Source organism: Chitinophaga silvisoli (assembly GCF_003412465.1).
GTDB lineage: Bacteria > Bacteroidota > Bacteroidia > Chitinophagales > Chitinophagaceae > Chitinophaga > Chitinophaga silvisoli.
The window spans coordinates 947104-961352 of record NZ_QTJV01000001.1; the positions used below are offsets into that span (position 1 = coordinate 947104).

A 14249-nucleotide genomic window follows, 5' to 3' on the forward strand; every position below is an offset into this window, starting at 1 on the left:
TCGTAATTTTAGCAAAAGGCATAATTATGAAGGTATTAATCACAGGCAGTAACGGATTATTGGGCCAGCACCTCATCCCCCTCTTTTTACAGGATTCCCGCTACGAAGTCATCGCTACCGGCAGGGGCGCTAATCGCCTCCCTCACCAGGATGGTTACCGCTATGAGCCGGCAAACCTCAGGGACTCCTCCAGCGTTAATCAGTTACTACAGAAGCATCAGCCAGATATCGTGATCCACGCGGCTGCCATGACCCAGGTAGACGACTGCGAAAGAAATAAAGATGCCTGTTGGGACTGTAATGTCAATGCGACCCGTTACCTCATCCAGGCCGCTGAAAAAAGTAAGAGCTTCTTCATTTTCCTCTCCACTGACTTTGTATTTGATGGCTTACAGGGCCCTTATGCAGAAGATGATGCCGTAAACCCCCTCAGCTATTACGGAGCTACCAAAGTAGCGGCAGAAAGGCTTGTCCAGAACAGCCACCTGTCCTGGTCCATCGTGCGTACAGTATTGGTATACGGCGTAGCTGCAGACCCTAAGCGCAGTAATATCATCACCTGGGTAAAAACGAATCTGGAACAGGGAAAGAAACTGAAAGTGGTAGATGACCAATGGCGTACACCGACCCTGGTGCAGGATCTGGCCGCAGGTTGCAAACTGGTAGCCGATAAGAAGGCGACAGGTATCTTCCACATCTCAGGTAGTGAAACCCTTACCCCTTATCAAATGGCCGTTCAGACAGCCGGTTACTTCCAGTTGAACCCTCAATTGTTGGAGAAAGTAGATGCCAAAACCTTTACTCAGCCGGCTAAACGCCCCGCCAGGACAGGCTTCGTGATCAATAAAGCTGTACAGGAACTGGGCTATCAGCCGCACAGTTTTGAAGAGGGATTACAGATAGTTGCAAAAGAAATTTAGGCCCCTAGTAGACAATTCGACGTTTAGGTACCCCAAAGAATTTCTGGATAGAGTCGTTTGCCTTCGTTGTATCAGCCAATGGGGCTGTGACAGGCACTAACAAGCGGTAAAAACTGGTATCGTTAGCATCAGCTTGCAGCGTTACGTACTCCCTGCCGTTTTTATGATGAAAGTTCAGTTTTTTGGTCGCATCCCTGAGGTTGTGATATTCACCAACCACCACATAATAGGTTTTTTCAGAAGGCGTAGTAGCAGATGCCGCTGCCTGTTGCAGACTGCTGTCTGAGCGGGTAGTGGAATCCTGCACCTTCATGCTATCTGCCGCCGCAGGAGTGCTCCGGTCTGCCGAGATCACCGGCTCCTGGTTGCGTTGCTGGCTGGAAACCAGCCACCATATCAGGCCTGCTGCCAGCACAGCAGCCACAGGTACCGCGACCCACCACCAGCGGAAGGAAGATCCCTGCTCCTCCGGGTAAGGAGGATAATCTGTATTGGCAGTATACTCAGCATTCGGCTTTGCATTTTCAGAGGAAGCAGATAAATGGTTGACCACCTGGTTGTTCACAAACTCCTTGTCGCCAATGGTCACACGGTGACTGACATCCGTTCTGATCACAGGCTGCACCATCAGGGTTTCCAGCTCAATAGGCAGGTATTCTGCAATGAAGGTAATCTGGCCCGCTACATCAGCTTTCAGTTGTCCTACGCCCGGAATGGCGAAGGTCTGACCCGATTTTAGCAGTGTATGCACCTCTGCCACATATTTCTCCATCTTCATCCGGGCAATGTTATCGACCAGATGCTCTCTCTGGGAAATCCATTTCACCAGTTGCTCTTCATCTCCCCATATATCCTCAAACCGGATCACCTCCTGTGGAGGTTCCAGAGTTTTAGTTGTCACATTATAACGCGCTGGAATATGTTGCACCGAAAAGATGCCTGTTTTGGGGAGAATACAAGGTTCCTTCCGGAACAAAGTGTCCTGTATGTATTGCTGTAGTACCAATGTTTATAAAAATATTCCTTAGTAAAATGACTCTCCATCAATAAATATGCCTGTGTTTGCTATCCTTCCCGTGTGAGAAGGATAGCCTCACAGAATGCAATGGTACGATTTTAAAATTTAACCATTACACCACCTACTACATTGAAACCGTAGGTGTTGTAACCGTACCAGCGCTGATAGCGGGTATTGAAGATATTATTGGTGTTCACCCACAGGTTGAAGTTCTTGCCAATGTCATAGCTGGCCCCGGCATTCAGGTCCCAACCGCTCTTGGTCTTCCGGAAATCGCCGTTTGCCAGGTAGTAGCTGCTACCCAGGAAGAATGCGTTTGCATTCAGGTGCAGTTTTCTGGCCAGGGTATAAGTTGCAAAAGCCTCGGTCTGGAATGGTACCAGTCCCCATGGTTTCACCTCAGTTTTCTGCTTGGTATAATTGAACCAGTCTACAGTAAAGCGCAGCTGGAACTTCTCTTCCTGGATATAACCCACTTCTGCATGCAGGTTGAAAGCACGCAGTTCAGTTTCATTCCTGGTGTAGAAAGTCTTACCGTCCAGGCTATCATTTACAAACAGCGGCATGTTGTACCAGGTCACTGCTGCAAACTTGGTGTTGTAGTTGAAGTGACTACCCAGGGTACCTTTGATACCTGTGTATTTCTCTTCTACACGGGTATTCAGGATACCGCTGTTATAGCTGGTGAAGAACGGATTGGTATTGGTCATGTTGCGGTAGCTGTTCTTATTGATATAAGAGATCCAGCCACTGCTCAGGATGACTTTCTTATAAATGATGTGCGATTCGTTCACGATGTCCGGCAGCAGGTAAAATTTACTGTTGGTCCAGGTTGGATTCACGCCCGCATGCAGTACAAATCTTGGTTTGATGATCTCCAGTGCAGGGTGAATAGCAACTACGTTATTGTTAAACTGTGCACTATCCTTTGCTTTGAAAGAGGAGAGGTCAAAGAGTCCTTCCACACGCAGGAAGATATCTTCGAACAATTGCTTGCTCACAGGTGCTTTCAGGATCACTGTTGGTTCCTTACGGTTGTAGGCATCGCTGTAGTAAATGAATTTTGCAGAAGGCTGGAACATAAATGCCCAGTCATTCTGAGGCCTGTTCTTCACGCCCACCTGTGCGGTGAACTGGTTGAAGGCCTGCTTTACTTCGCTCTTGCTATAGTCGTATGCTGCATGATCATATCCATAATAATGCAGCTGGTTGCGGTCGTAACCTACGCTACCGTTGATCTCCAGGATAGGGGAGTAATAAGTACCGGATGCCAGTACATTGAGTGTGCTGTAATCCTGGTTCTTGATGCTCCCTTTGGAAGAGGTGTAGTTACCATAGATCCCGAAATTGTATTTATCCTGTCTGCCACTACCAAAACCTGCCTGGATGAGCGGGGTGCTCAGGTTACCATAACCGGCTTTGATAAAGTTGTTCTGCAGGGTTGCCAGTGTATCCTTACCCAGGGCCAGTGGTTTCAGGGGCACTGGCTGATAGAGGAAGGAAAGGTTCAGTGCAGGCACCTGGTACTGGTATTTAGGACGCGTGGTATCCGAAGCCGGCAGGGAAGCTGTCAGGTTCAGTTTAGCCGCATCCCGCAGTTTCGGGCGGTAATTTGAGATGATATCAATCGTTTCCTGTTTCAGGTTTTTGTCCTGGGCAATACCCTGCTGTGCCAGCATTACTGCACCTGTAACTGTTAAAACCCGTTGAATATGTTTGATATATGCGTTCATGCTATGGTCGTAGTTCGTAATTATTTATTGGATTTGATCTTTGATGCAGCTTTCTCTTCAGCCTCAGTCTTCGCCAGTTTATCTTTTGCTTCCGCTTTCAGCTCCGCAATAGAGCTGTTTTCGGCAATACTCTGGTAGGTCGCCTTGGCATTGAAATAGTCTTTCTGACGGGCGTAGATATCACCCAGCAGGATGTAGGATTTAGCTACCCACATTTCATAACCCGGCGTATTTTTAATTACATCAAAGCCTGCTTTTTCAGCAGCAGCCAGGTCGTTTTTAGCAAACAGGCAAACCGCAATATTGTATCGTGCTTCAGCACCGGTTTCTGATTTTGTCAGCCCGGCAGCTATTTTCAGTTCCTTCATCGCTTCGTCGTACTGACCTTGTTCCTGCTGAGATCTACCCAGGTAGAAATGACCAATGATCTGATCATCAGTACTGATATTGGAGCTGGACAGCAGTACTTCGGAATAGTTACCTACTTCATCCCAGTGTTTCAGCTGGTAGTTGGTGCGGATCAGGCCTCTGGTAGCAGTGAAGGTATTTTCCTTGGTGGTAGAGAGGTCCTGGAGCTGCAGGTAATAAGTACGTGCTTTCTCATAGTTTTTGGCCTGGTAGTAGTTGATATTGGCAGCCTGCAGTGCAGCACGTTCTGCATAGAGACTCGCATTTTTAGACAATACAAACTCGTAACCAGGTAAAGCGCCGTTGTAATCTTTGTTATTATAAGCGCACTCTGATTTGTAGAATTGTGCAGGCAGAATGAACTGACCCTCAGGGTAGCGCTGGATGTAGCTGTTGAAAGCAGCAGTAGCTCCTGTGCAATCGCCGGTACTGAATTTGGCTTCAGCAGCAGCATATGCCAGGGAGTCTTCTGCATTTGTAGAGATAGTATGACCGGTAGATTTCAGTAATGCGATGTAAGCATCGGGTTTACCCTGACCTACATAGATATCTTTGATGCTGGCCAGTGCGGTATTTGCTTCAGGAGAGTTTGGATACTTCTCTACTACCTGGCGATAATAGGAGAGTGCTTTGCCTTCATCATCCCTGTTGAAGTAGCAAAGGCCCAGTTTCAGCAATGCTCTTGGCGCGTTCGGACCATTCGGTTGTTTGTTCAGCACATTCTCCAGGTAAGGAATGGCTTCGGTGTATTTTTCTTCAGCCAGGTAAGTATTGGCGATCTCCAGGTCAGCATCATTACCAAAGCCGGAAGTAGGAAATTTATCACCCAGGTTTTTCAGCAGGGCCACTTTTTCATTGGTCTTACCCTGGATCCCCAGGATAATACTTTTCTGGTAGGTAGCGTAGTCAGAACCTGGCTGGTTGCCTGAGATGATGCGGTCATACAGTGTCAGTGCCTTTGTATAATCTTTCAGCATGTAGTAACAGTCGGCGGCACGCAGGGTGGCATCGTTGGTGATGCGGGCTGCATTCGGGCCACTGGTACGTTGTGCAGCTTCGAAATGCTTGAGGGCATTGGTGTAATCTTCTCTTTTGAGCAGGGCATAACCCATGTTGTAGCTCGCAGTCTGAGGATTTGCTTCACCGGAAGAAGGTGCACTGCTGGTCAGATAAGTGTTCAGGTGATTGATGGCACCATCAGTATTGTTCTGGCGCATAGCAATTTCTGCTTTCCAGAAGTGAGCCAGTTGAACGGTATTGTTATCGTAAGCGTTTTTGATAGCGATGTCCAGCAGTTTGTCTGCATCCTGCAGTTGCTGGTCGTTGATCAGTTCTACAGCGCGGCCGTAAGCGATCTTCTGATATGCTTTCAGTACAGTAGGATTCTTGTCGGGAATCTGATCTACGACAGCCATTGCATCCTTATAGTTATTAGTGTTGAGGAATGCGCTGACCAGTACTTCTCTTGCTTCGTTTTTGTAAGCAGAATTAGGATAAGTGCTCAGGAAGCTGGTGAGTTCAGAGATAGCCACGTCACCATAACCCAGTTCGTAGGAGAGCTTACCGTAGTTAAAGCGGGAGATCTCCTGCTGACCAGGGTTTGCACTGTTGCGTGCACAGAAGGCGAAGGCATTACGTGCGTTTGCTTTCTGACCTGTTTTCAGGTAACAATCACCCAGCAGGTACATGGAGTTCTGACCCAGAGAGTCTTTCTCGCTGCTCAGTTGTTTGAAACCATTGATGGCTTTTGCGTAGTTACCTGTCTGGTAGTAGCTGTAAGACAGCTGGTAGATGTCTTCTTTACGTACTTCTTCAGCATTGTCCTGGTATTCCTGGAGGTAAGGCAGTGCTTTCGCGTAATTACCTTTTTCGAAGTAAGTCTGACCCAATAACTGTTTCAGTTCAGCTTCGTAATATTGGCCACCTGCATTTATAAGTGGTTCAACATAGGAGATCACCTGGTCAGGTTTACGCTGGAAGTAATAAATTTCGGCGATATAATAAGGTACGACAGTGCTGTATTTAGGTTCTTTCACTACACGCTGAAAACTGGTGAGTGCTTCAGCATACTGGTGGTTGTAGTAGGCAATGAAACCGTAGTAGTAGTTTGCCGGGATGTAATATTTACCAGGCAGTTCCTTGATAGATTGAAACAGGGGTTGTGCCTTTTTGAAGTCTTTAACGTTGAAATAGCAGTAGGCCAGTTCGAACTTAGCTTCTGCAATCTCGTGGTTGGACAGGTTTTCGATGCTGGCTTTTTCGTACAGGGGAATAGCTTCTTTCAGTTTGTTCTGGTGGAAGTAGTATTTAGCCAGTTGATAGCTGACCAGTTCTTCCCTTGCATTGTTATTATAGGTAGCGAGGTATTCCAGGGCTGCTTTTTCAGCGCTTGCGTTGCCCAGTTTGAGGGCGCAGACGGTGTAATAGTATTGAGCGTCAGTCTTTACGAGGCTACGGCTGGTCTCCTGGAAATAACCAATATTATCAAGTGTTTGCTTGAACAATTGCATGGCCACGGCGTATTTTTCCTGTTGGAAAAGTTGCTGGGCATCTTTGAAGACTTTATCCGGCTCCGTGTAGATGCGGGTTTGCTGGGCATTAGCGACCGAAGTAGCCAGGATACAGCAGGTAGCCAGATAGAGAAACAATTGTCCGGGAACAAGAAACTTTTTTATGAATTGCATGCTTTTAACCTGTTATTAACTTTAATATGCGTTTTAAACGAATCCTTTACAGTTATTATTTTCTGTTCAGGATCAATAAATAATGCTTTCAGGGAAACTAAAACAGGGACAAATATAGTTATTGCTTTCAATTAATAGATTGCGCAAGCCATGCAGCTCACAACATGGAATAGTGTACTTCTCTACAGAATTAATAGCCTTTTCCCCTCCTCACATCTTTTGCCGATGGCAAATGCAATCCCCCCTAAAATCATACACTATCAAAAAATCAAAGATTTATATTTGTGCAAAGATCAAACCATTTTTGACATATGAGCAAACTGTTTTCTTCTAAAGCATCCAATGGTGCTATCAATTTCTCCCTGTTATTGCTTCGTGTGGCCTTTGGAGGCCTTCTGCTCTGGAATCATGGCCTTGCCAAATTAAAGGGTTTTTCAGCTATGAAGGACTCATTTCCGGATCCATTGCACATAGGTCATCCTATTTCATTGGGATTGGCAGTATTTGCAGAAGTATTTTGTGCAGGACTGGTAATTATAGGGCTGGTTACCCGCTTAGCGGCTGTGCCTGTGATAGTTACGATGGGTGTGGCGTTGTTTTTGATTCATGGACACCAGGGATTGAAGGAACAGGAACCTGCGATCTTATATTTGGTACCTTTCCTGGTGATTTTGTTTGCAGGCCCGGGTAAAGTGAGTCTGGACAGTGCGATTGGGAGATAATGGTGATTGCCTGCCTTGCCTGAGGCAGGGGGTGACTCAGAATCAGGAGATGAGTCTAAACAAGATAATGGAAGAAAAGACAGTGAACAATTGTGTTTGATTCGTATAAGCAGCAAATAAACATTGTAAATGAGAAAGTTAAGGCAAGAGATATGTTCATAGAAACAACACACATCAGGGTTCGATATGGAGAGACAGACCAGATGGGCTACCTTTATTACGGAAATTATGCTTTATATTATGAAGTAGGGCGTGCGGAAGCCATCCGTAACCTGGGATTTACATATGCCCAGCTTGAAAAGGAAGGTGTAATCATGCCGGTAGCAGAGTTAAATGTTAAATACATACGGCCGGCCTACTATGATGACCTGATAACCGTAAAGACTATACTGAAAGAGATGCCGGTCGATCACAAGATCCGCTTCCACTCAGAATTGTACAACGAGAAAGGGGAGTTGCTGAATGTAGGTGTAACGACCCTCGTATTTTTACATGCAGATACCAAACTGAAATATGGCCTGCCTCCGCAGATGCGGGAGGCTTTAGCGCCTTTTTTTGAATAGCCTGTAATAATATTAATACTATGGAAGGGCAAAAGGTAGTAGCCAGTATCATCACCATTGGCGATGAATTACTGATCGGACAGACGATAGATACTAATTCGGCGTGGATGGCCCAGCAGCTCAATGCGATGGGTATATGGGTACACCGCCGTGTCGCGATTGGCGACGTAAAGGAAGCCATCGTAAAGGCATTGGACGATGAGAGTGCATTGTCGCCTATTATATTGATCACGGGAGGTCTTGGCCCCACCGCGGATGATATTACCAAACCTACGCTGGCAGAATATTTTGGAGGCACGCTGGTGAGGGACGAAGCTACTTTTAAACAGGTAATGGAGTTCTTTGAAAGCCGCGGATTGCCTCCATTGCAACGTAATATGGACCAGGCGCTGGTGCCGGATGTATGTACCGTATTACATAATAAGAGAGGTACGGCACCGGGTATGTGGTTTGAAAAGGATGGAAAAGTGTTTGTATCCATGCCGGGTGTGCCATTTGAGATGAAGGGCCTGATGGAGGATCATGTGTTGCCACGCCTGAAGGAGCATTTCCAGACACCGGTTGTTGTGCATCAGACATTGATCATTGCAGGTATGGGAGAGTCCTTTGTAGCAGAGCGGCTGGTGGATTTCGAAGCACAGTTGCCTGCGAATATCAAACTGGCATACCTGCCATCACTGGGTACGATCAAATTACGGCTCACAGCGCATGGGCAGGATAAATTATCAACGGCGGCATCACTGTCTATGCAGTTTCACAAGCTGAAAGATATCCTGGCGGACATAGTGGTGGCGGATCAGGACCAGCCGATTGCGGAGGTCATAGGTCAGCTGTTGCTGGCAAAAGGGAAAACAGTGGGTACGGCGGAGAGCTGTACAGGTGGATTTATAGCGCATAGTATGACATTGGTACCGGGCAGTTCTGCGTGGTACAAAGGCAGTGTGGTGAGCTATGCGAATGAAATCAAAACCCGTATGCTGGGTGTGAAGCCGGAGACACTGGCAGCGCATGGTGCCGTAAGTGAGGCGGTGGTGAAGGAAATGGTACGGGGAGCGCTGGGGCATTTGCAGACGGATTATGTGATAGCTGTATCCGGAATCATGGGGCCGGATGGCGGTACGCCGGAGAAGCCTGTGGGAACGGTATGGGTAGGAGTAGGGAATGCGACGGAGACGGTGGCTGTGAAATTTCAGTTAAGGTATGATAGGTATCTGAATATACAGATGACAGCCGCATATGCGATGAATGAGTTGCGGAAGATCATTTAATAAAATGATGTTCATCAGAATAGCTGCAAGCTGCTTCCCTGTTCCTGATTATTAGTATTTAATTCATACTTTTGTTTTCTATCAAATAGTTAAACGCAATCTTATGGCCATTGTAGAACTGGTAATGCCCAAGATGGGAGAAAGTATTATGGAAGCCACCATATTACGCTGGCATAAAAAACCGGGAGATCAGGTGAAATCTGATGAAACCATCCTGGAAATTGCCACTGATAAGGTAGACAGCGAAGTACCTTCTATCGCCGATGGCGAAATTACCGAGATACTCTACGCAGAAAATGATGTAGTTCCGGTAGGTGCTGTGATAGCACGTATCAACACAAAAGTGGAAGCAGCAGCATCTGCGCCTGCTACAGCTCCTGAAGCCCCTGTACAGCAACAGCAACAGGCGGAAGTGGAGGTGGTAAAACCACAGGTGGAAGTACATGAGCCACAGTTTACAACGGCTGCTGGCCCTCGCTTTTATTCTCCGCTGGTGCTCACGATCGCACAACAGGAGGGTATTGGTTTTGCCGAACTGGAGAAGATCCCAGGTACAGGTAATGAGGGTCGTGTGACGAAGAAAGATATACTCAACTACGTCGAATCCAAGGCGAAAGGGGTTGTACCAACCGCTACCCCGATGCCAGCCAGGGCGGCAGAAGCGCCGGTAGCACAGGTACAGGCACAGTCAGCGCCTCAACAACAGGCAGCACAACCACAGTCAGCACCTCAATCACAGTCAGCATCACAGGCACCCGCTCAGCCACAAACACAGGCGCAGTCATCCGCTCCTCAGGTGCAGGTGCCGGTTCAGCCACAGACAGCCGCTACTTCCAATGGTCAGACAGTATCTTACAGTGGTGCTGCAGAGATCATTGAAATGGATCGTATGCGTAAGCTGATTGCTGATCATATGATAAAAAGTGTGCAAACCAACGCACATGTCACCAGTTTTGCTGAAGCGGATGTAACGAATATCGTAAGATGGAGAGAGCAGGAAAAGAAGGTCTTTGAAAAGAGAGAAGGAGAGAAGATCACCTTCACACCGCTTTTCATTGAAGCATTGGTGAAATGTCTTAAGAAGTATCCTTTATTGAATAGCTCCCTGGAAGGAGATAAGATCATCATCAAGAGAGATATCAATGTGGGGATGGCGGCTGCACTGCCTACGGGTAACCTGATCGTTCCGGTGATCAGGAATGCAGACCAACTGAACCTGGTAGGCCTGACTAAACAGGTAAATTACCTGGCGAACGCTGCACGTAATAATAAACTGAGGCCGGAAGATACCCAGAATGGCACCATTACCTTAACGAATGTGGGTAATTTCGGTAGCCTGGCGGGTACGCCTATTATTAATATGCCGCAGGTAGCGATCCTGGCGGTAGGTACTATAAAGAAGCGCCCGGTTGTGATCGAAACAGAACATGGGGACACGATTGCAATCCGTCATATGATGTACCTGTCTATGTCTTATGATCACAGGATTATTGACGGGGCGCTGGGATCAACGTTCCTGAGTGCAGTGGTGCATGAGTTGGAGCATTTTGATGTGCATAGAGAATACTAGTAGAAATTAGAGAATATTAGTAGAAAAAATTAATAGGATTTGTTGCGGCTTCAATTGCCCGCCGTTGGCAAACCTTTTTAACAAATGGCGCTTTCACAATGAGTGGAGGCGCTTTTTTGTTGGGTTGAGTGGGAGGGAAATGCGCTCTTTCAGGTGTGGTTCGGTGCAAAAAAAAGCAAACCCGCTTTCCGACAGGAAAGCGGGTTTGCTTTTTTTAAGCCCCAATAAGTTTACTTTTTAAGCCCAATAAGTTTTCCTTTAAGCCAATAAAAAAGCCCCCAATTTGATTGGGAGCCTTTTAATTTCTTGACCGAAAAAAGCTTTGGGCCAACAGAATAATTAATAACGGCCACGGCCACCGCCGCCACCATATCCGCCACCACCGCGGTTTCCACCAAATCCACCACCTCTTGAATTATTATTCGGTTGTTTAGGTCTTGCTTCGTTAACCATCAGTTGTTTGCCTTCGATTTCAGTACCGTTCAAACTATCCATAGCCTTGCTACCTTCTTCCTGGTTTGGCATTTCCACAAAACCAAAACCGCGTGAACGGCCAGTCTCATGGTCCTTGATAATTTTTGCAGAAGTTACCTCGCCAAATTCGCTGAATATCTGGTGAAGGTCCGCATCGTTCAACCTGTAGTGCAGGTTGGCTACGTAAATGTTCATGACTAAAAAATTAAAAAAATGAAAAATAATACTGAAGTTAAAGAAATAAGTTCAATAAATGCGTCAGCCCCAAAAATTATTTCCCGTTAAGACTTTTTAGGGGTCAATCTGAGCCTCAAATCCCCACGGATAGCACCAAAATGGGGGATGGAATATGCGCTTTTTTTTGTAAATTAAGTGTGATAATCCATTAAATTTTGTTTAATATGAAGAGTCTGAGCGAAACCTGGTTTGCCGACGGTTATATTGATTTTGAGTCGAAAAAGTACTCTTTGCTGGCTTATCTTCAACAAATCAACCGTTATTTTAATGAAAACAAGCTGTATCCGCAGCTGGGGGACCTTATCTTTCACTACAACAATCTGGTCTCTTTCCGGGACAACAAGCAGTACCTGCAACAGCAGTTCCCTAAGAGACTGACAGCAGTGAATATGGAGCGTCTTCAGTTATTGTATGAGCAGATCATTGCGGATGATGAGCTGATGAAAGAGCTGGAAAATATTATTCAGTTCGCCATGTTTAAAATGAACCATGCGATTAAGGATGGGACGGAAATTTATGAGTTCGTGGAGGATAGTCTCACTATTTCGCCGGTGGGGCTCATTCCGCTGGATTCCCAGGAAGGGTATTTCTTTTTGTGTGATGGGCGGCAACGGGAGACTTTGGTATATGAGTACCGGTTAAGCATCTTTGAGCGGCATGATGAGAAGTATAGGGGAATTCATACTGAGTACCTGGAGTCTTTTGCGAAAGACCTGGTGCATTCCTGTGAGCATATTAAAACGACCCTGATCAGGAAACGGAAGAAACTTCCGAACCCGGCGGTGTATAGAGTGGATACGAAGCTGGCGTTTCCGGTGAATGAGACGCTATTGCCGATAGCAAAGCGGAGTCTGGTGAAGTATATTGCCAATCATGCAGCATAATATTGCGGTTTTGGTTCGATTTTGGGAAATGCGAAACGAACCAAAACTGCCCTTTTAAAGCTGTTTTCTTGCTCGATTTTGGGAAATGCGAAACGAACCAAAACCGCCCTTTTAAAGCTGTTTTCTTGCTCGTTTTGGGAAACGCAAAACGAACTAAAACAGCCCTTTCAAATCTGTTTTCTTGCTCGTTTTGGGAAACGCGAAACGAACTAAATCGTCCTTGCAAAAGCGGCGCTTTTTACTAATTAAGTAAAGGCATTTTCGTGCCCCCAAACTCCACCACCAACTCATGATCATCCAACCATGGTTTATAATATTCCTTCAGTATCTTCACAATCTTCTCCTTACTCTGATTCGCGTACAACTTATTCCCTTCCAGCTGCGCCCTTGATTCTCTATACAATTTCTTCTGCACATCCGTATACGTCTCATCATCCGAAAACAACAACATTCCCTTTCTATTCGCCGTCTCCATCTTATCCACTCTCAACTCATAACTCAGCAATTTAGGCTCCGGTAAACTCACTACTATTTTCTTATCAGAAACATCTACCTTAAAGCTTTGACTATCTACATCAATTCCATACTTCGCCACATAAGGGATCGTTACCCAGATCGTATTCTCCACAAAGGCTTTCTTCATATTATTCATCCAGCTACCATCGTTCTCCACGTTACTCCGTTTAATGGTAGCATTGCCTTGTACCTCCAGACTCGCCAGCTCTGCAATATCTTTTACAATCATGCTGTTCGACAAAATCTCCTGGTTTACATTCTTACTCCCAAACTGCTTGCCCAGCCAAAAGAGTAATAGTGCAAAGCCTACCAGTATTAAGAAACGTAAAAATCTTTTCATATTGGCAATCATAAATTATGTGCTTAATTAGTAATAACCAGGCATCAGTTATCTGGTTAATTCGATAATAACCAGGCATTAACTATCTGGTTAATTCCCTAACAATTCTGAACGCTTTTATCAGGTCAATTTCTCTCAATCATTTCATGCCGGCTTAAACGATCCTTTCCCTCTTATCATTCCAGCCTGATTTAAACGATCCTTTCTCTCATATCATTCCAGCCTGATTTAAAGGATCCCTTCTCTCTTACCATTCCTCCCTTACTTAAAAGCTCAATTCTCCCTAATCACTCCAAGCCTTCCTATCTCGTCAATTCCCCAATAATCCCCGCATGCGCCGGATACTCCTTCTGCAACACCCCTCTATCCCCCAACTCGAAATCCGCAAAATCAAATCCCGGTGCCACCGTACACCCCACCAACGTATACCCATCTTCCACTTCCACCCTCGATGCAAACCAACTCCCCGCCGAAATCACCAACTGTGGCCGCTCGCCCAGATGCACATGCTTACCCAGCTGATGCACTACCAGCGCACCCTCCGGCTTTATCTCATAAATCGTCAGCGTATACCCATCATAAAAATGCCACATCTCATCCGCCGCAATCCTGTGAAAAGCAGAAAAATCACCATACTCCAGCAAGAAGTAAATTCCTGTCGACGCATTGCGCTCCCCCTTAAAAGCAGATGGCAATACCGATGTCGGTACTTTCAAAGCCGCCCGGTACGTTTCCCGGAATGAGCCGCCTTCCACATGAGATGTTAATTGCAAATGTTCACGCCAGTATTCAGCGCTATGGTTATGGTTGAGTATCATATAGATCAGAATGAGATACAAAGAAAGCAAAAAAGGTGCCTCGATGAGGACACCTTTTTCATTGTATAGTAAAAATTATCTGCGCTTGAACAAC

General features: G+C 46.0%; 12 protein-coding genes. 6 read left to right on the forward strand and 6 right to left on the reverse strand.

Features of this window, described 5'->3' with window-relative positions; genetic code table 11:
• The first annotated feature begins 26 nt into the window (after positions 1-26).
• Positions 27-920: an SDR family oxidoreductase gene (locus tag DXN04_RS03830; RefSeq protein WP_116852426.1), complete on the forward strand. Its 894-nt coding sequence runs from the start codon at positions 27-29 to the stop codon at positions 918-920.
• A 4-nt stretch (positions 921-924) separates the two neighbouring features.
• Here the strand turns inward: DXN04_RS03830 and DXN04_RS03835 are convergent, their stop codons facing one another.
• The 3 genes from DXN04_RS03835 to DXN04_RS03845 form a co-directional block, all read right to left on the reverse strand.
• Positions 925-1926: an HU domain-containing protein gene (locus DXN04_RS03835; RefSeq protein WP_116851961.1), complete on the reverse strand. Its 1002-nt coding sequence runs from the start codon at positions 1924-1926 to the stop codon at positions 925-927.
• 110 nt (positions 1927-2036) lie between these two features.
• A complete protein-coding gene (locus DXN04_RS03840; RefSeq protein ID WP_116851962.1) occupies positions 2037-3671 on the reverse strand; it encodes a TonB-dependent receptor in 1635 nt (544 codons plus the stop codon).
• A 20-nt stretch (positions 3672-3691) separates the two neighbouring features.
• Positions 3692-6763 (reverse strand): tetratricopeptide repeat protein, encoded by a 3072-nt coding sequence (locus tag DXN04_RS03845; protein WP_116851963.1) that lies wholly within the window; start codon positions 6761-6763, stop codon positions 3692-3694.
• Between the two features lie 311 nt (positions 6764-7074).
• Between DXN04_RS03845 and DXN04_RS03850 the strand changes: the two genes are divergently transcribed.
• From DXN04_RS03850 to DXN04_RS03865, 4 genes are all read left to right on the forward strand, one after another.
• Positions 7075-7485 carry a DoxX family protein gene (locus DXN04_RS03850; RefSeq protein ID WP_116851964.1) on the forward strand — a complete coding sequence of 137 codons (411 nt, stop codon included), beginning with the start codon at positions 7075-7077 and terminating at the stop codon, positions 7483-7485.
• A gap of 152 nt (positions 7486-7637) precedes the next feature.
• Positions 7638-8048 carry an acyl-CoA thioesterase gene (locus DXN04_RS03855; RefSeq protein ID WP_116851965.1) on the forward strand — a complete coding sequence of 137 codons (411 nt, stop codon included), beginning with the start codon at positions 7638-7640 and terminating at the stop codon, positions 8046-8048.
• 20 nt (positions 8049-8068) lie between these two features.
• Positions 8069-9316, forward strand: coding sequence for a CinA family nicotinamide mononucleotide deamidase-related protein (locus tag DXN04_RS03860; RefSeq protein WP_116851966.1), 1248 nt, complete (start codon positions 8069-8071; stop codon positions 9314-9316).
• A gap of 103 nt (positions 9317-9419) precedes the next feature.
• Positions 9420-10886 (forward strand): dihydrolipoamide acetyltransferase family protein, encoded by a 1467-nt coding sequence (locus DXN04_RS03865; protein ID WP_116851967.1) that lies wholly within the window; start codon positions 9420-9422, stop codon positions 10884-10886.
• A 339-nt stretch (positions 10887-11225) separates the two neighbouring features.
• Here DXN04_RS03865 and DXN04_RS03870 read toward each other — a convergent pair whose 3' ends face one another.
• The gene (locus DXN04_RS03870) at positions 11226-11555 is read right to left on the reverse strand and encodes an RNA recognition motif domain-containing protein (RefSeq protein ID WP_072361796.1); all 330 of its coding nucleotides are present in this window, start codon (positions 11553-11555) and stop codon (positions 11226-11228) included.
• Between the two features lie 206 nt (positions 11556-11761).
• Between DXN04_RS03870 and DXN04_RS03875 the strand changes: the two genes are divergently transcribed.
• On the forward strand, positions 11762-12481 hold the full coding sequence (locus tag DXN04_RS03875) for a hypothetical protein (protein ID WP_116851968.1): 720 nt from the start codon (positions 11762-11764) through the stop codon (positions 12479-12481).
• Between the two features lie 241 nt (positions 12482-12722).
• On the opposite strand, the gene DXN04_RS03880 is transcribed toward DXN04_RS03875, so the two are convergent.
• Complete coding sequence (locus tag DXN04_RS03880) at positions 12723-13337, reverse strand: DUF4230 domain-containing protein (protein WP_116852427.1); 615 nt, start codon at positions 13335-13337, stop codon at positions 12723-12725.
• 302 nt (positions 13338-13639) lie between these two features.
• Entirely contained in the window at positions 13640-14155 is a 516-nt protein-coding gene (locus tag DXN04_RS03885) for a cupin domain-containing protein (RefSeq protein ID WP_116851969.1), read from the reverse strand.
• Positions 14156-14249: the final 94 nt, after the last annotated feature.